The sequence below is a fragment of the Parasutterella excrementihominis YIT 11859 genome (assembly GCF_000205025.1).
Classification (GTDB): domain Bacteria; phylum Pseudomonadota; class Gammaproteobacteria; order Burkholderiales; family Burkholderiaceae_F; genus Parasutterella; species Parasutterella excrementihominis.
Genome location: NZ_GL883738.1, coordinates 1 through 16,187, shown reverse-complemented (window position 1 = coordinate 16,187; position 16,187 = coordinate 1). Strand labels below are relative to the sequence as shown.

Below are 16,187 nucleotides of genomic sequence, written 5' to 3'. Positions count from 1 at the left end.
CCTGAGGCTAGTCAACTAGAGGCTTTTTCAAGTCGCGGCCTTTAGGCCGAGGTAGTTGACTTTTGATTTCCTTATGCGCGGACACAACAAAGGCTCGCGATTGCGAGCCTTTGTCTTAAATCACTTCAGAGAAATTATTCAGCTTTCTGAGCTTCTTCTTTAGCAGGAGCAGCGTCAGTTGTCTTCTGAACAAGTTCAACATAAGCCAGAGGAGCGTTGTCGCCGACACGGTAGCCCATCTTCAGGATACGTGTGTAGCCGCCTTTACGGTCTTTGAACATCGGTCCGATTTCGTTGAACAGTTTGACAACGATTTCGCGATCGCGCAGACGGTTGAAGGCAAGACGCTTGTTCGCAACTGTCGGTTCTTTGGCCAGAGTGATCATCGGTTCGACGACGCGGCGAAGTTCTTTGGCTTTCGGCAGTGTGGTCTTGATGGCTTCATGACGAAGCAGAGAGTTCATCATGTTGCGGAGCATGGCCAGACGATGAGCCGATGTACGATTCAGTTTGCGAAGTCCGAGTTTATGACGCATTTTTTAAATTCCTTAAAAGTTTCTAGTTAGGGTGCCATTTAGGCATCTCCCGTCTCTTCTATCTCCTACCGGAGCGGGCGGGTAGGCTCGGCATTCTAACCGAGCCGGGTACTGCTGACAAATAATTCAAATAAAACAAGTACTACAAATTGTTCTGCAATTAGTGGTCAAGACCGACAGGAGGCCAGTTTTCCAGCTTCATGCCGAGTGTCAAGCCGTGAGCGGCAAGAACTTCCTTAATTTCGTTAAGGGACTTGCGGCCAAGGTTTGGAGTCTTGAGCAGTTCGTTTTCGGTTCTCTGGATCAAGTCGCCGATATAGTAAATATTTTCGGCCTTGAGGCAGTTGGCGGAACGAACGGTAAGTTCAAGGTCGTCGACCGGACGACGAAGGATCGGATCAACCGGAGGCTGAGGTTTGGCCATCGGAGCTTCGACAGGGGCCTGCGGCTGCATTGCGCCGAAAGCAGGCTGCGGAGCAACGGGTTCGAGACCGATGGTGGGCAGTCCGCCGAAGACGGAGAGCTGATCCTGAAGAATATGGGCGGCTTGACGAAGCGCTTCTTCCGGAAGGATGGCGCCGTTCGTCTCAATGTTCATAACAAGTTTGTCAAGGTCGGTGCGCTGTTCGACACGTGCGTTTTCGACACGGTAAGCAACACGCAGGATCGGGGAGAAGGAAGCATCCATAATGATGCGGCCGATCGTACCCTTGCTATAGTCGTCCTTAAGTGCTCTCATGTCACCGGGCTGGTAGCCGCGGCCTTTTTCAATCTTGAGCTGCATATCAAGCTTGCCGCCGGAAAGGTTGGCAATGACATGTTCCGGATTGAGAATCTGAACATCGTGCGGCAGATCGAAGTCCGCGGCAGTGACGACACCTTCGCCTTCTTTACGAAGTGTGATCGTAACTTCGTCACGGTTTTCGAGCTTAAAGATGATGCCTTTGACATTCAGAAGAATGTCGACCACGTCTTCCTTAACGCCGTCAATCTGGCTGTACTCATGAACAACGCCTGCAATCTGGGCTTCTGTCGGAGCAAAACCGACCATGGAGCTCAAAAGAACACGGCGAAGCGCATTACCAAGGGTGTGCGCATAACCGGTTTCAAACGGTTCCATCGTCACGGTGGCGGAATAAGGATTGCCTTCTGCAGTTTCAACTTCAATGCTGCGAGGCTTAAGGAGAGCATTTACAGACATTAATTTTCCTTTTAACAATACCCTCGGCTCGTTACACCGATAAGGCTGTAGGAATTATTGAGGCTCATAAATGACACGACGACCTCTGCCTCAAGGAAGAGATCGTGTGTAAAACTAAACCGGCAGCGCACTACACTGCCGGGGTACTGCAAATTAGCGAGAATACAATTCAACAATCAGAGATTCGTTCACGTCCGGACAAATTTCGTCACGGGCAGGAACATTCTTGAAAGTGCCTTCCAATTTCTTGGTGTCAACGGAAACCCAGTCGGGCAGACCGTTGGACTCGGCCAGTTTCAGGGATTCGGCGATGCGAACCTGATTCTTAGCCTTCTCACGGACGGCGATAACATCACCGGCCTTAACGGAGTAGGAAGGAATATTTACCTTGTTGCCGTTAACGCTGATAGCGCAGTGGGAAACGAGCTGACGTGCTTCAGCACGTGTGCAGCCGAAGCCCATACGATAGACAACGTTGTCTAAGCGGCTTTCAAGAAGGCTGAGGAGCTGTTCGCCGGTGTTGCCGCGTTTGCGGGCAGCTTTGGCAAAATACAGTCTGAACTGACGTTCGAGAACGCCATACATACGTTTAACTTTCTGCTTTTCACGAAGCTGAGCACCGTAGTCAGAAAGACGAGCACCGGAAGTGCGTCCATGCTGACCGGGGGCAGATTCGGATTTGCATTTTGAATCGAAGGAGCGAACAGCGCTCTTCAGATTCAAGTCGCAGCCTTCACGGCGTGCGAGCTTTTCTTTAGGTCCGGTATAACGAGCCATTTTTTCTCTTATCCTGTGTCTTCCACATTCAGTTCATCGATTTCACGACAAACGCGGGAATTAGTTATTAAACACGACGACGCTTCGAAGGACGAACACCGTTGTGAGGAACGGGAGTAACGTCTTGAATGGAAGTGACGCGAATACCAAGAGCGTTGAGAGCGCGAACACTCGACTCACGGCCGGGTCCGGGTCCGGTAATGCGGACTTCAACGTTCTTTAAGCCATATTCAAGGGCGTGACGGCCGGCCTGTTCGGCAGCAACCTGAGCTGCGAACGGAGTGGACTTACGAGAGCCTTTGAAACCCTGAGCGCCGGAGCTGGAAGCTGCAATAGCATTGCCCTGACGGTCAGTAATAGTGATGATTGTGTTGTTAAAGGAAGCGTGAACGTGAGCGATGCCTTCGGTCACAACTTTTTTAACTTTTCTACGAGCACGCTGAGCAGCGATCTGCTGAGCGTTAGGAATCTTTCCTGCCATAGTCGTCCTTTACCTTACTTTTTGAGAGCGACGCCAGCTTTCTTCGGACCCTTGCGAGTGCGTGCATTCGTACGAGTGCGCTGACCGCGAACGGGCAGACCGCGGCGATGACGCATGCCTCTGTAGGTGCCTAAGTCGATAAGGCGTTTAATTGACAATTGAATTTCACGACGAAGGTCGCCTTCAACAGTGAGCTTGCTGATCGCATCACGAATGCGTTCGAGTTCGGCGTCTGTTAAATCTTTAACCTTCTTAGTTTTTTCAACACCAACCGCTTCCAAAATTTCACGGGCACGGGGACGGCCGATGCCATAGATGGCAGTCAAGCCGATTTCAGCGTGCTGATTCGGCGGAATGTTAATACCGGCGATACGAGCCATTATTTACCTCTAATTAGCCTTGGCGCTGTTTATGACGGGGATCCGAGCAGATAACGCGGACCACGCCTTTGCGCTTGATGATCTTGCACTTACGGCACATTTTTTTGACCGAAGCGTTTACTTTCATAGTTATCTCCAAAAGTGTAAGAAGCCTCTCGCGAAGACTTCATACAGAACCGACTCCGCCAAATGTAGTGCAGATGACAGAGTAAAGCATAAGGAGCGGGATTATAAACTAATCCCGCCCTTTATAGCAATTTTTTTAATGGTTACAACCCGTTAGCGGGGAAGTGAACCGGGACCGAATCCGCGGAAGTTTGTTTTCTTCAGCAGAGATTCGTATTGATGACTCATGAGATAAGCCTGAACCTGACTCATGAAATCCATTGTCACGACCACAACGATCAGCAGCGATGTACCGCCGAAGTAGAACGGAACGTTGAATCGCAGGTTGAGGAACTCAGGAACCAAACAGACAAACACTAAATAGATCGAACCGGCAAGTGTTAAGCGAAGCAGGACCTTGTCAATATAACGAGAGGTCTGCTCGCCCGGACGAATACCGGGAACGAAAGCACCGCTCTTCTTGAGGTTCTCTGCAGTTTCTTTCGGATTGAAAACCAATGCCGTGTAGAAGTATGCAAAGAAAACGATCAAGGCAGCGTAGAGCAATGTATAAAGCGGTTGACCCGGAGAAAGAGAAGCCGCTAAGTCACGAATCCAACGAGTGGAGTCGCCGCTGGTAAACCAACTGGCTAAAGTAGCCGGGAAGAGAATCAGCGAAGATGCAAAGATCGGCGGAATCACATTGGCCATGTTTATCTTCAGAGGAAGATAAGAGCTCTGGCCGCCGTAAATGCGGTTTCCGACCTGACGTTTTGCATAGTTGACGGTAATACGGCGTTGTCCTCTTTCGATGAAGACAACAAAAGCCGTCACCAGCATCACGATCGCAATGATGAAAATCGCAGACAGAGGTCCGATCGCGCCGGTGGAAACCAACTGGAACAAACCGCTGACCGCAGCCGGAAGCCCGGCGACGATACCTGCGAAGATGATGATCGAAATGCCGTTGCCGATGCCGCGCTCTGTAATCTGCTCACCTAACCACATCAGGAACATGGTGCCGGTGACCAGAGAAATCACACAGACGCTGCGGAAGAAGAAGCCCGGATCAATGACCAGGCCCGGCTGTGTTTCCAGGGCCACGGCAATACCGAGAGCCTGAAACAAACCGAGAAGCAGTGTACCGTAACGGGTGTACTGCGTGATCTTTCTTCTGCCGGACTCGCCTTCCTTACGCAGAGATTCCAGAGAAGGAAGTACGTAAGAAAGCATCTGCATGATAATCGATGCCGAAATGTACGGCATGATACCAAGCGCGAAAACGGAGAAACGGGACAGGGCGCCGCCTGAGAACATGTTGAACAGCCCTAAGATGCCGCCCTGCTGCTGATTAAACAGCTCTTTTAAGGTATCTGGATCGATACCGGGAACCGGAATATGCGTGCCGATACGATAGACAACGAGAGCCAAAACAAGAAAAATCAGACGTCTGTATAAGTCGCCGTATTTACTGCCGGCTTTCGCTGGAATGTTCTTGGCCACGTTTAATTCCTTATCTCAAATTATTTGTCAGCGTCTACAACAACGGAACCGCCGGCTGCTTCAATAGCGGCCTTGGCACCTTTGGTGACAGACATACCGCGGACGGTAACTTTGCGAGTGATTTCTCCGGAGAGGATCACACGAGCGTCCTTCATGTTGGATTTGATCACGTTAGCGTTGATCAAATCTGCCAGGTTGACTTCGTCCAGACCCAGTTTTTCGAGATCGCTCAAGCGAACTTCAGCGACGAATTCATGTGTCCAGGATGTGAAGCCGCGCTTCGGCAGACGACGATGCAAAGGCATCTGGCCGCCTTCGAAACCGACTTTGTGGAAGCCGCCTGCACGGGACTTCTGACCTTTGTGGCCGCGGCCTGCAGTCTTGCCCCAGCCGCTGCCGACACCGCGACCGACGCGGTGAGAAGCGCTCTTGGAACCAGCTGCCGGCTGAATAGTATTAAGTTTCATTGTCTAATCCTCAATTATTCAGCACGAACCAGGTAGGAGACCGTGTTGATCATGCCGCGGACGGCAGGTGTGTCTTCCAGCTCGCGTGTCTGACGAATTTTCTTGAGACCCAGACCGAGAACAGTCTGACGATGGGCTTTTTTGCAGCCGATCGGGCTCTTGACGAGGGTCACTTTAATGGTTTTCTTTTCCATTTCTAAACTCCAGATTCTTAACCGATGAGTTCTTCAACGGTCTTACCGCGCTTGGCAGCAATTTCGCTCGGAGAACGAAGCTTGCTCAGTGCATCAAGTGTGGCGCGAACCATGTTGTAAGGATTGGAAGAGCCATGGGACTTGGCAACGATGTTGCGGATGCCCATCACATCGAAAATGGCGCGCATCGGGCCGCCGGCGATAACGCCGGTACCTTCGGGGGCCGGATGGAGCATAACGCGGGAAGCACCGTGATGGCCTTCAACAGCGTGGAAAATGGTACCGTTGCGAAGAGGTACTTTTTCCATAGCGCGGCGAGCCTGATCCATTGCTTTCTGAACGGAAACCGGAACTTCACGGGACTTGCCTTTGCCCATGCCGATGCGTCCATCGCCGTCACCAACCACTGTCAAAGCAGCGAAACCGAGAATACGGCCGCCTTTAACAACCTCGGTAACACGATTGACCGCAATCATTTTTTCGCGAATGCCGTCGTCCTGTTCCTCGGCAACTGCGTTTTTGGGATTCTTTGCCATTTAGCTATTCCTTAGAACTTGAGACCGGCTTCGCGCGCTGCGTTGGCAAGCGCGGCAATACGGCCATGAAAACGATATCCGGCACGGTCGAATGCGCAAGACTCAATTCCGGCAGCTTTTGCTTTTTCAGCAATGCGTGTACCGATGAGTTTTGCAGCGTTGACGTTGCCGCCCTTTCCTGTCACACCGGCTAATTGTGCACGAACTTCGGGTTCGAGCGTAGAAGCAGCGCAGAGAACATTCTTACCGTCAGCAGAGATGATCTGTGCATAGATGTGCAGGTTTGTACGATGAACAGTCAGGCGATTAACCTTCATGTCCTTGATGCGGGCACGCGTGGCACGCGCACGACGCAGACGATTTTGTTTCTTGTCGATCACTTTAAGCCTCCGCCCGCTTATTTCTTCTTAGTTTCCTTGATGATCACAACTTCATCAGCATAGCGGACACCCTTGCCCTTATAGGGTTCAGGTTCGCGGTAGCTGCGAACTTCCGCAGCAACCTGTCCGACTTTCTGCTTGTCAGCGCCGTGAATCACAATTTCAGTCGGTGTCGGGGTCTTGACTTCGATTCCTTCAGGCATCTTGTATGCAACAGGATGAGAGAAACCGAGGGACAGATTCAGGACATTGCCCTGAGCCTGAGCCTTGTAGCCCACGCCAACCAGATTTAACTTTTTGGTGAAGCCTTCGGTCACGCCGATGTTCATGGAGTTAACCAGAGCTCGGAGCGTACCGCTCATGGCGTTGGAGAACTTTGTCGGCTCAATGGCCTTGAAATGAACTTCGCCGTTGTCGATAGTAACTTCGACAACCGGATTAAGCTTCTGAGAAAGAGTGCCTTTCGGACCTTTAACGGTAATGAAACCGTTTTCGATCTTGGCCTCTACACCTTTGCCCAGAACGACTGGGATCTTAGCAACTCGTGACATATTTCCTACCTCCGGCTTAGGCAACGACGCAAAGAACTTCGCCGCCAATACCTGCTGCACGAGCCTTACGATCAGTCATCACACCCTTCGGTGTGGAGATGATCGCAATTCCGAGGCCGTTCATGACCTGAGGAATTGTTTCGTGGTTCTTGTACACACGCAGTCCGGGACGAGAAACGCGTTCAATCATTTCAATCACGGGACGACCGGCATAGTATTTAAGACCAATACGAAGAACGGGCTTGCCGTCGTTGGCGTCAACGGTGTAACCGTCGATGTAGCCTTCGTCTTCGAGAACTTTTGCAATAGCTACCTTCAGTTTGGAAGAAGGCATAGTCACTTCCGTTTTGTCGACCATCTGACCGTTGCGAATACGGGTCAGCATGTCGGCGATCGGATCACTGATACTCATTTTGTAATCTCCTCGCTTACCAGCTGGCCTTTGTCAGGCCGGGAATGTCACCATGCATAGCCGCTTCGCGGATCTTGCCTCTTGCCAGACCGAATTTGCGGAATGTTCCGCGGGGACGACCGGTCAATTCACAGCGGTTACGCTGACGGCACGGACTTGCGTCACGGGGCAGAGACTGAAGTGCGTTGCGTGCTTCCATGCGCTCTTCCATCGAGCGGGTAGCATCGTTAATGACCGCTTTGAGAGCGGCGCGTTTAGCAGCAAACTTCTGAGCGCAGGCTTTGCGCTTGAGTTCACGATTGATTAATGCGAGCTTAGCCAATTAAATCACCTCGCTTAGTTACGGAACGGGAAGTGGAAGGCAGAAAGAAGTGCCTTAGCCTCTTCGTCCGTCTTAGCGGTTGTCGTAATGCTGATGTTCATACCACGGAGCTTGTCGATCTTGTCGTATTCAATTTCCGGGAAAATGATCTGTTCCTTCAGACCGATGTTGTAGTTGCCGCGGCCGTCGAAAGAGCGGGCACTGACACCACGGAAGTCACGAACACGCGGGAAAGCGATAGTGACTAAGCGGTCCAGGAATTCATACATACGCTCTCCGCGAAGCGTGACCATGCAGCCGATAGGCATGTTTTCACGGATCTTGAAGTTAGCGATGGCTTTACGAGTTTTGGTAACGATTGGCTTCTGACCGGAAATCTTGGTCAGATCTTCGACAGCGTGGTCAACAAGCTTCTTGTCGTTGACTGCATCGCCGACACCCATATTCAGAGTGATCTTGGTGATACGGGGAACCTGCATTTCGGTTTTGTAGCCGAACTGTTTTGTCAGGGCCGGAATCACTTCGTCACGGTACTTATTCAAAAAACGAGACATTTATCTGCGACCTCTTATGCCTTAGCGCCGACAACGGCACCGTCACTCTTGAAGACGCGAACTTTCTTGCCGTCAACAACTTTGTAGCCGACGCGGTCACCCTTGCCGGTTTTGGGGTTGACAAGCATGACGTTGGATCCTTCGATCGGAAGCGTCTTGTCCATAATGCCGCCGGCCTGGCCCAGCATGGGGTTCGGCTTGACGTGCTTCTTAACAATGTTGATACCTTCAACGACGACTTTTCCATCGTCATGAACAGCTGTAACAGTGCCTTTCTTGCCCTTGTCACGGCCGGTGATAACGATAACTTCGTCACCTTTACGGATACGTTGCATTTCCATCCTCTCCTTAGAGAACTTCAGGAGCGAGGGAAACAATCTTCATGAAGCGTTCGGTACGCAGTTCACGCGTAACCGGCCCGAAGATACGTGTTCCGATCGGTTCCAGTTTGTTGTTAAGCAAAACAGCAGCATTGCCGTCAAAGCAGATAGAAGAGCCGTCAGGACGACGAACGCCTTTAGCAGTTCTAACAACAACGGCAGAGTAGACTTCGCCTTTTTTGACGCGGCCGCGCGGAGCTGCATCTTTGACGGTCACTTTGATAATGTCGCCAATATTAGCGTAACGGCGTTTGGAGCCGCCCAACACTTTAATACATTGAACTGAACGTGCACCGGTGTTGTCGGCTACGTCCAGATTAGATTGCATCTGAATCATGGTTTTATATATTCCAACTTATTCCGAGTTCGACGCGATTCGCGGCGCTCGGCCAGTTTTGGTCCCGTCCGGGAGAAGAGTTTCCAATTCAATCTCACAGATACCCGCAAGCTTTGTGGGTTGTTCAAAAAAACCGGAACCCCAAGAACCTCTAACTACTTAATCCGAAAGAAATTCTTTCGCAAAAAGAATTAGAGAGCCGCAAGTATATCCGATATACGGATAACATTGCAAGCTCTCTAAAGTGCTTATTAAGATCTATTTACAAATCAATTAGATTTCAGCACGTTCGACGATCTTGGAAACTGTCCAGGATTTCGTGCGGGAAATCGGACGTGTTTCGGAGATTTCGACGATATCGCCTTCTCTAACGTCATTGTTTTCGTCATGAACATGATACTTCTTGCTCTTGACGACGATCTTTCCGATCGTGTGTTTAACCTTACGTTCGACAAGAACCGTAACAGTCTTGTCCATCTTGGTGCTAATAGCTTTGCCGATCAGCGTGCGTGTCAGTTTGTTTTCGCTCATTTCGTCGCTGCCTTCTGAGCAAGAATCGTACGGACGCGGGCGATATCGCGGCGTGTCTGACGAATCAGGCTCGTGTTTTCAAGTTGCTGATGAGACTTCTGCATGCGCAGATTAAACTGGGCTTTCAGAAGATCCTGCAGTTCTTTGTTAAGCGCAGCTTCGTCCATAGCGCGTAAATCTTTGGCTTTCATTCTGCACTCCTATTACTGGCCGATTTGACGTGTAACGAACATGGACTTGAGCGGAAGCTTGGCCGCAGCAAGGCGGAAAGCTTCACGAGCAAGTGCTTCATCAACACCGTCAAGTTCATAAATGACGCGGCCCGGCTGAACCAGAGCAACCCAGAATTCGGGATTGCCTTTACCATTACCCATACGGACTTCAGCCGGTTTGGAGGAAATGGGTTTGTCCGGGAAGACGCGGATCCATACACGGCCGCCGCGCTTGATGTGACGAGTGATCGCACGACGGGCAGCTTCGATCTGACGAGCTGTCAGACGACCGCGTTCTGTAACTTTCAGACCGAACTGGCCGAAAGAAACCTTAGCACCTCTCTGAGCCAGACCGTAGTTACGGCCTTTCTGGTCCTTACGGTACTTAGTTCTGTTTGGTTGAAGCATGTTTATTCTCCTTCCTTAGCAGCGGCTGCGGGAGCGGGTTTGCGCGGAGCGCGAGCCTGCTTGCCTTCAGCGCCGTCGGCCTGCTTGCGAGGACGGCGGTTGGCCGGCTTGCCGGGACGACGGTTGCGGCGGTCTTCGCGTTCGGCCGGAGCTTCGGCAGCAACATCCTTACCGGTGTTGTCGCCTTTGTAAACCCAAACCTTAACGCCGATGATGCCGTAAGTTGTCTGAGCTTCAGAGAAGCCGTAGTCGATGTCGGCACGAAGAGTATGCAGAGGTACACGACCTTCACGATACCATTCGGTACGGGCGATTTCAGCACCGTTCAAACGGCCGGAGGACATGATCTTGATACCAAGAGCGCCCTGACGCATTGCGTTCTGCATGGCACGCTTCATAGCGCGACGGAACATAATACGTTTTTCGAGCTGCTGAGTGATGCTGTCGGCGATGAGCTGAGCATCGAGGTCAGGACGGCGGATCTCTTCGATATTGACATGGACGGGAACGCCCATCAATTTCTGGAGTTCGGCCTTCAGAACTTCAATGTCTTCACCTTTCTTACCGATCACAACGCCCGGACGAGCGGAGAAAATTGTGATGCGAGCGTTCTTAGCGGGACGCTCGATAAGAATACGACCTACAGAGGCGTTCTTGAGCTTTTTGCCCAGGTAATCGCGAACTTTGAGGTCTTCAGCCAATGTGCGGGCAAAATCGCGGCCAGTAGCATACCAACGGGAAGTCCAGTCGTGTGTTACGGGAAGGCGAAAGCCTGTCGGATTAATTTTCTGTCCCATGGGTCACCTATTATTTCTTCGCCGGGGTATCACCGACCGTCACGTAGATGTGGCAAGTCTGTTTACCGATACGGGCACCGCGGCCTTTTGCTCTTGCAGAGAAACGACGGAGAGTCGTGGCTTTCTCAACATAGATAGAAGTCACACGGAGTTCGTCAATGTCTGCACCGTTGTTGTGTTCGGCATTGGCAATAGCAGAATCGAGAGCTTTGCGGATGATGCCGGCAGCTTTCTTCTGCGTGAAAGAAAGAATGTTCAGGGCCTTGTCAACGGGCTTACCGCGGACAAGATCCGCAACCAAACGGCCTTTCTGAGCCGAGAGGCGAACTCCACGTACGATTGCTGTGGTTTCCATTGTTATTACCTCTTAGCTGGAGCAGCCTTCTTATCAGCTGCGTGGCCTTTGAAAGTACGGGTCAATGCAAATTCACCCAGCTTATGGCCAACCATGTTTTCATTGATAAAAACCGGCACATGCTGACGTCCGTTGTGGACGGCAATTGTTAAACCGATAAATTCAGGAAGAATTGTCGAGCGACGAGACCAGGTCTTGATAGGACGCTTGTCACGGCTAGCTTGAGCGGCTTCGACTTTCTTCAGTAAGGATCCGTCAACGAACGGTCCCTTCTTAAGCGAACGAGACATTCAGGCCCCCTTACTTGCGATAGCGACGCGACACGATCATGTTGTCGGTGCGCTTGTTGTTACGAGTACGATAACCCTTGGTGAGCTGGCCCCAAGGTGTGACAGGAGCGCGACCGGTACCGGTACGACCTTCACCACCACCGTGCGGATGGTCAACAGGGTTCATCACAACGCCGCGGACGGTCGGACGAATACCGCGCCAACGCTTGGCACCGGCTTTTCCGAGTTCACGCAGACTGTTTTCTTCATTACCGACGGTACCGATCGTTGCACGGCATTCGATTAGAATGCGGCGAACTTCACCGGAACGCAGACGGATCTGAGCGTAAGCACCTTCGCGAGCAAGCAGCTGAGCGAATGCACCGGCGGCACGAACCATCTGAGCACCTTTACCGGGCTTCATTTCGATGTTGTGAATCGTGGAGCCGACGGGAATGTTGCGCAGGGGAAGAGCATTACCGATTTTGATCGGAGCTTCCTGACCGCTCATGATTTCATCGCCGGCTTTCAGGCCCTTCGGAGCGATGATGTAGCGGCGTTCGCCGTCCTTATAGAGGACAAGAGCGATGTTGGCGGAGCGGTTCGGATCGTATTCGAGACGCTCAACAATAGCGGGAATACCGTCTTTATCGCGCTTGAAGTCGATGATACGGTAGGCCTTCTTGTGGCCGCCGCCTTGATGGCGAACAGTGATACGGCCGAAGTTGTTACGACCGGATCCGCGGTTCTTCTTTTCTACGAGGGCTGCAAAAGGTTTGCCTTTGTGCAGTTCCGGGTTCACAACCTTAACGGCGTGACGACGACCGGCAGATGTAGGTTTCAGTTTAATCAGAGCCATTACTTCACCTCTGCGAAGTTAATTTCCTGACCTTCTTCCAAGCAAACATAGGCCTTGCGAACGTCATTGCGTTTGCCGGGGAAACGACCGTTGCGTTTCTGTTTGCCCTTAAGGTTCAGCATTTGGACGCCTTTGACCTTCACTTTGAAAAGTAATTCAACGGCGGCTTTCACATCTTCTTTGGTAGCTTCGGGAACTACACGGAAGACGTACTGATTGTTCTTTTCTCCGATTCTGGTGCTCTTTTCAGAGACGATAGAACCGAGGATTGCTTTGTAAAGGAAATCTTGGCTCATCCCCACATCTCCTCAAGTTTGCTGATTGCTGCTTTAGTAACAACAACGGAATCAAAGTGAACCAGGGAGACCGGATCAGCATAACGCGGCTCGACAACCCAAACGTTCTTCAGGTTGCGGCTGGCGAGATCCAGATTTTCGCTGATTTCGTCAGTGATGATAAGAGCGCTGTTCAGACCCATGGCTTTGAGCTTGTTAGCAAAGTTCTTAGTCTTGGGTGTGTCAACGTCAATGTTCTCCACAACGACGAGACGACCGTCGATAGCTAACTTGGAGAGAATGCAGGCCATAGCGCCGCGCATCATCTTCTTGTTAACTTTCTGTGTGAAGTTTTCATCGGGTGTGTTGGGGAAAGCTCTGCCGCCTCCGCGCCATACCGGAGAGGAAGACATACCGGCACGTGCACGGCCTGTGCCTTTCTGGCGCCAGGGTTTGCGTGTAGAGTGGTGAACAGCTTCACGAGTCAGCTGTGCACGGGTTCCGAGACGAGCGTTGGCTTGATAAGCAACAACGATCTGGTGAACCAGTGCTTCATTGTATTCACGACCGAAAACGGTGTCGGCAGCCGCAAGGGTTGCGGTCTGCTGGCCCTGATCGTTTACGACTTTCAGTTCCATAAATCGCTCCTTAGGCTTTGGCCTTAACAGCCGGACGGATGATTACTTCGCCGTTGGCGCAGCCGGGAACGGCTCCGCGGACCAGGATCAATTGACGATCGGCGTCCACACGGGCGATAACCAAGTTCTGAGTTGTGCGCTGGACATCACCGAGGTGACCGGCCATACGCTTGCCAGGGAAAACACGGCCCGGATCCTGACGGTTACCGATAGAACCGGGGGCGTTTGTAGACACGGAGTTACCGTGGCTGGCGCGGTTGGAAGAGAAGTGATGACGCTTGATTGCGCCGGCAAAACCCTTACCGATTGTTGTACCCGTAACGTCAACTTTCTGACCTTCGGAGAACATATCGATGGAAAGAGTCTGACCGACTTTCATTTCGCCGATCTTGTCTTCTTCAACATGGAATTCTTTGAGCATGGAGCCCGCTTCGACACCAGCTTTTTCAAACTGGCCTTTAAGAGGCTTGCTCACACGCGACGGCTTCTTGGAGCCGAAGGCGACTTGCACTGCATTGTAGCCGTCAGTCTCAACCGTTTTTACCTGTGTAATGCGGTTGTTCGACACTTCGAGCACGGTTACCGGAATGGAAACACCATCTTCGGTAAAGATGCGCGTCATGCCGATCTTGCGACCGACGAGGCCGAGCTTCTCACTCATTATTATCTCCACCCAGGCTGCGATTGGCCTGGACAAGTTAGAAAAAGTCACCGAAAAAGAATAGCGGTGACCACGAAAGGCACGCATTGTACATCGTGATGTTCAAAAAAGCAAATATTCTCCTTCAATTCATAGAGTTATCAATTGTAAGGTGACTAAATATTCTTCTAATTAGGTCCGTCTTGACCTTTTTTCCTCTCTTCGCCCGAATCCTCCGTAAAGGTTTGACAAGATCTTTAATAATTTGATACCTTAATTTCCGCACCCCGTTCGCCGCCCTGCTGTTCTTGCGGCGAATCGGCGCGAAGCCCGTCTCTTCGGGCAATGCGCATCCTAATGATCCGGTTCATCTCCATTTCGATTCTCTTCAGCTCCTCTTTGAGCCGAAGTTTTAAAGAGCCGGAAATATAATCTTTACAATTACTAACTTATTTATCCGTTTCATCTTTATAAGAAAATGCAATCTAAAAAGATCATTCTTTCTCTGATTGCCGCGCTCGCCTTTACAGCGGGTCCAGCAACAGCTTCCGACGTATACAGCGTGGATACGTTTGCGATCGGAACGTTAATTAACGGCCAATTTAAGGTCGACAGTAAAGAGAAAGCTGAAGCCTGCTACAAGATCCTGAATGATGAAACACGCCGCCTTGAATACATCCTGTCTGCCTACGATCCGGACAGCGATGTCACGCGATTGAATCAGCACCCCGGCGAATGGATTCAAATTGAACCGGAAACCTTTGAGGTGTTAAACGGTTCTAAAACGATCGCCGCACTCACACACGGAACTTTCGATCCGACGGTCGGCGCATTGGTAAAACTTTGGAGTGTGGATCAGCCCGAACACCGCGTCCCGAGTGAAGCTGAAATCAAAAGAGCTTTAATTAATGTCGACTACAACCTGATCGACGCTAAAAAGGAAAACGGCAGATATTTCGGCAAGATCGGTAAGAAGCAGTCCGTCGCTTTCGGCGCCATCGGCAAAGGCTATATCGCTGACAAGGTCATTAATAAACTCAAGCAAGGCGGATGCGGAGACTCTCTGGTGAGTCTCGGCGGCAATGTCATCGGTTCCGGAACCAACGGTTCGGACAAACCTTGGTCTATCGGTCTCCAAAGGCCCGATAAAGAAAGAGGTGAATATTTCGCGGTCGTCCCCTTAAAGGACACTTCAGTCGTCACCTCAGGCGACTATGAAAAGTTCTTCATTAAAGACGGCGTTAAATACCATCACATCCTGAATCCGAAAACCGGCAAACCCGTTCCCGCCACTTTATCTTCAGTGACGATCATTGATGACAATTCAGCTAAAGCTGACGCTTTGTGCACTGCCCTCTTCGTCATGGGCTGGTCCGGCGCAATTGAGTATCTTCAGAAGCATCCGGATCTGAAAGCCGTATTACTCTCCGAAGACCTCAAGCATGTCGCTATGACCAATTCGGCGTCCAAGATCGTCAATATCATCGACAAAGATATGACAGTCGACATCATTCCGCCGAAGGGCAAGATTGCCTTTGCCGATCTCAAACAAAAATAAAGACTTCAAATTGCAAAAAGCGCTCAGGGAACTTCAATTCCCGAGCGCTTTTCTTTTGGGTAAAAAACGGGCCCTTAGAACTTTCATTCAAAGGGCCTGTTTAATTTAGTCAACCTTATTACTGGACTTTGATTTCAACGTCCACGCCGGCAGGCAGGTCGAGCTTCATCAGAGCGTCAACAGTCTTGTCTGTCGGATCGATGATGTCCATCAATCTCTGATGAGTTCTGATTTCAAGCTGATCGCGGCTGGTCTTGTTGACGTGCGGGCTGCGAAGAATATCGAAGCGCTGGATGCGTGTGGGCAGAGGGATCGGACCTCTGACAACAGCACCGGTTCTCTTGCCGGTATCAACAATTTCAAGAGCAGACTGATCGATCAGTTTGTAATCAAATGCCTTGAGGCGAATACGAATACGTTGGCTTTGCATTATTTATCCTTTAAAGAACGAGGGGCCGAAGCCTTCTTCGGCCCGCGATTCGAAATGAGTTAATTAACCGACGATCTTAGAAACAACGCCGGCACCGAC

The 16,187-nt window shown here is 51.0% G+C and carries 29 protein-coding genes; 1 reads left to right on the top strand and 28 read right to left on the bottom strand.

Annotated elements, in window-relative coordinates; translation table 11 throughout:
- Positions 1–134: 134 nt before the first annotated feature.
- The 27 genes from rplQ to rplC all read right to left on the bottom strand — a co-directional run bounded on the left by rplQ (position 135) and on the right by rplC (position 14,121).
- Positions 135–536 carry a 50S ribosomal protein L17 gene (rplQ, locus tag HMPREF9439_RS09035; RefSeq protein ID WP_008810446.1) on the bottom strand — a complete coding sequence of 134 codons (402 nt, stop codon included), beginning with the start codon at positions 534–536 and terminating at the stop codon, positions 135–137.
- Between the two features lie 160 nt (positions 537–696).
- The gene (locus tag HMPREF9439_RS09030; protein WP_008864587.1) at positions 697–1,737 is read right to left on the bottom strand and encodes a DNA-directed RNA polymerase subunit alpha; all 1,041 of its coding nucleotides are present in this window, start codon (positions 1,735–1,737) and stop codon (positions 697–699) included.
- 153 nt (positions 1,738–1,890) lie between these two features.
- Complete coding sequence (gene rpsD, locus HMPREF9439_RS09025) at positions 1,891–2,514, bottom strand: 30S ribosomal protein S4 (protein WP_008810444.1); 624 nt, start codon at positions 2,512–2,514, stop codon at positions 1,891–1,893.
- A gap of 67 nt (positions 2,515–2,581) precedes the next feature.
- Positions 2,582–2,995, bottom strand: coding sequence for a 30S ribosomal protein S11 (gene rpsK, locus HMPREF9439_RS09020; protein WP_008810443.1), 414 nt, complete (start codon positions 2,993–2,995; stop codon positions 2,582–2,584).
- A 14-nt stretch (positions 2,996–3,009) separates the two neighbouring features.
- Positions 3,010–3,375 carry a 30S ribosomal protein S13 gene (rpsM, locus tag HMPREF9439_RS09015; protein ID WP_008810442.1) on the bottom strand — a complete coding sequence of 122 codons (366 nt, stop codon included), beginning with the start codon at positions 3,373–3,375 and terminating at the stop codon, positions 3,010–3,012.
- Positions 3,376–3,388: 13 nt separating this feature from the next.
- On the bottom strand, positions 3,389–3,502 hold the full coding sequence (rpmJ, locus tag HMPREF9439_RS09010) for a 50S ribosomal protein L36 (RefSeq protein ID WP_008810441.1): 114 nt from the start codon (positions 3,500–3,502) through the stop codon (positions 3,389–3,391).
- Positions 3,503–3,654: 152 nt separating this feature from the next.
- Positions 3,655–4,983, bottom strand: coding sequence for a preprotein translocase subunit SecY (gene secY, locus HMPREF9439_RS09005; RefSeq protein WP_008810440.1), 1,329 nt, complete (start codon positions 4,981–4,983; stop codon positions 3,655–3,657).
- A 20-nt stretch (positions 4,984–5,003) separates the two neighbouring features.
- The gene (gene rplO, locus HMPREF9439_RS09000; protein ID WP_008810439.1) at positions 5,004–5,450 is read right to left on the bottom strand and encodes a 50S ribosomal protein L15; all 447 of its coding nucleotides are present in this window, start codon (positions 5,448–5,450) and stop codon (positions 5,004–5,006) included.
- A 14-nt stretch (positions 5,451–5,464) separates the two neighbouring features.
- Positions 5,465–5,644, bottom strand: a complete 180-nt coding sequence (rpmD, locus tag HMPREF9439_RS08995; protein ID WP_008864585.1) for a 50S ribosomal protein L30 — start codon at positions 5,642–5,644, stop codon at positions 5,465–5,467.
- A 17-nt stretch (positions 5,645–5,661) separates the two neighbouring features.
- Positions 5,662–6,180 carry a 30S ribosomal protein S5 gene (gene rpsE, locus HMPREF9439_RS08990; protein ID WP_008864584.1) on the bottom strand — a complete coding sequence of 173 codons (519 nt, stop codon included), beginning with the start codon at positions 6,178–6,180 and terminating at the stop codon, positions 5,662–5,664.
- Between the two features lie 11 nt (positions 6,181–6,191).
- Positions 6,192–6,557 (bottom strand): 50S ribosomal protein L18, encoded by a 366-nt coding sequence (gene rplR / locus HMPREF9439_RS08985; protein ID WP_039895993.1) that lies wholly within the window; start codon positions 6,555–6,557, stop codon positions 6,192–6,194.
- Positions 6,558–6,577: 20 nt separating this feature from the next.
- Positions 6,578–7,111, bottom strand: coding sequence for a 50S ribosomal protein L6 (gene rplF, locus HMPREF9439_RS08980; protein WP_008810435.1), 534 nt, complete (start codon positions 7,109–7,111; stop codon positions 6,578–6,580).
- A 16-nt stretch (positions 7,112–7,127) separates the two neighbouring features.
- A complete protein-coding gene (rpsH, locus tag HMPREF9439_RS08975) occupies positions 7,128–7,523 on the bottom strand; it encodes a 30S ribosomal protein S8 (protein WP_008810434.1) in 396 nt (131 codons plus the stop codon).
- Positions 7,524–7,539: 16 nt separating this feature from the next.
- Positions 7,540–7,845: a 30S ribosomal protein S14 gene (gene rpsN, locus HMPREF9439_RS08970; protein ID WP_008810433.1), complete on the bottom strand. Its 306-nt coding sequence runs from the start codon at positions 7,843–7,845 to the stop codon at positions 7,540–7,542.
- 14 nt (positions 7,846–7,859) lie between these two features.
- The gene (gene rplE / locus HMPREF9439_RS08965) at positions 7,860–8,399 is read right to left on the bottom strand and encodes a 50S ribosomal protein L5 (protein ID WP_008810432.1); all 540 of its coding nucleotides are present in this window, start codon (positions 8,397–8,399) and stop codon (positions 7,860–7,862) included.
- A 14-nt stretch (positions 8,400–8,413) separates the two neighbouring features.
- Positions 8,414–8,734 (bottom strand): 50S ribosomal protein L24, encoded by a 321-nt coding sequence (gene rplX / locus HMPREF9439_RS08960; RefSeq protein ID WP_008810431.1) that lies wholly within the window; start codon positions 8,732–8,734, stop codon positions 8,414–8,416.
- Between the two features lie 13 nt (positions 8,735–8,747).
- On the bottom strand, positions 8,748–9,116 hold the full coding sequence (gene rplN / locus HMPREF9439_RS08955) for a 50S ribosomal protein L14 (RefSeq protein ID WP_008810430.1): 369 nt from the start codon (positions 9,114–9,116) through the stop codon (positions 8,748–8,750).
- 273 nt (positions 9,117–9,389) lie between these two features.
- Positions 9,390–9,647, bottom strand: coding sequence for a 30S ribosomal protein S17 (rpsQ, locus tag HMPREF9439_RS08950; protein WP_008864582.1), 258 nt, complete (start codon positions 9,645–9,647; stop codon positions 9,390–9,392).
- The gene (rpmC, locus tag HMPREF9439_RS08945; protein ID WP_008810428.1) at positions 9,644–9,838 is read right to left on the bottom strand and encodes a 50S ribosomal protein L29; all 195 of its coding nucleotides are present in this window, start codon (positions 9,836–9,838) and stop codon (positions 9,644–9,646) included. The genes rpsQ and rpmC overlap by 4 nt, the downstream gene beginning before the upstream one ends.
- 12 nt (positions 9,839–9,850) lie before the next feature.
- A complete protein-coding gene (rplP, locus tag HMPREF9439_RS08940; protein ID WP_008810427.1) occupies positions 9,851–10,267 on the bottom strand; it encodes a 50S ribosomal protein L16 in 417 nt (138 codons plus the stop codon).
- A 2-nt stretch (positions 10,268–10,269) separates the two neighbouring features.
- Complete coding sequence (gene rpsC, locus HMPREF9439_RS08935) at positions 10,270–11,064, bottom strand: 30S ribosomal protein S3 (RefSeq protein ID WP_008810426.1); 795 nt, start codon at positions 11,062–11,064, stop codon at positions 10,270–10,272.
- A gap of 10 nt (positions 11,065–11,074) precedes the next feature.
- Complete coding sequence (gene rplV, locus HMPREF9439_RS08930) at positions 11,075–11,419, bottom strand: 50S ribosomal protein L22 (RefSeq protein WP_008810425.1); 345 nt, start codon at positions 11,417–11,419, stop codon at positions 11,075–11,077.
- A 5-nt stretch (positions 11,420–11,424) separates the two neighbouring features.
- A complete protein-coding gene (rpsS, locus tag HMPREF9439_RS08925) occupies positions 11,425–11,709 on the bottom strand; it encodes a 30S ribosomal protein S19 (RefSeq protein ID WP_008810424.1) in 285 nt (94 codons plus the stop codon).
- A gap of 10 nt (positions 11,710–11,719) precedes the next feature.
- Positions 11,720–12,547: a 50S ribosomal protein L2 gene (rplB, locus tag HMPREF9439_RS08920; protein ID WP_008810423.1), complete on the bottom strand. Its 828-nt coding sequence runs from the start codon at positions 12,545–12,547 to the stop codon at positions 11,720–11,722.
- Positions 12,547–12,843 (bottom strand): 50S ribosomal protein L23, encoded by a 297-nt coding sequence (rplW, locus tag HMPREF9439_RS08915; RefSeq protein WP_008864581.1) that lies wholly within the window; start codon positions 12,841–12,843, stop codon positions 12,547–12,549. The genes rplB and rplW overlap by 1 nt, the downstream gene beginning before the upstream one ends.
- Entirely contained in the window at positions 12,840–13,460 is a 621-nt protein-coding gene (rplD, locus tag HMPREF9439_RS08910; protein WP_008810421.1) for a 50S ribosomal protein L4, read from the bottom strand. The genes rplW and rplD overlap by 4 nt, the downstream gene beginning before the upstream one ends.
- Before the next feature lie 10 nt (positions 13,461–13,470).
- Positions 13,471–14,121, bottom strand: a complete 651-nt coding sequence (gene rplC, locus HMPREF9439_RS08905) for a 50S ribosomal protein L3 (RefSeq protein WP_008810420.1) — start codon at positions 14,119–14,121, stop codon at positions 13,471–13,473.
- A 457-nt stretch (positions 14,122–14,578) separates the two neighbouring features.
- Between rplC and HMPREF9439_RS08900 the strand changes: the two genes are divergently transcribed.
- Positions 14,579–15,658, top strand: coding sequence for an FAD:protein FMN transferase (locus HMPREF9439_RS08900; protein WP_008864579.1), 1,080 nt, complete (start codon positions 14,579–14,581; stop codon positions 15,656–15,658).
- Positions 15,659–15,776: 118 nt separating this feature from the next.
- Here the strand turns inward: HMPREF9439_RS08900 and rpsJ are convergent, their stop codons facing one another.
- The gene (gene rpsJ / locus HMPREF9439_RS08895) at positions 15,777–16,088 is read right to left on the bottom strand and encodes a 30S ribosomal protein S10 (protein WP_008810418.1); all 312 of its coding nucleotides are present in this window, start codon (positions 16,086–16,088) and stop codon (positions 15,777–15,779) included.
- Positions 16,089–16,187: the final 99 nt, after the last annotated feature.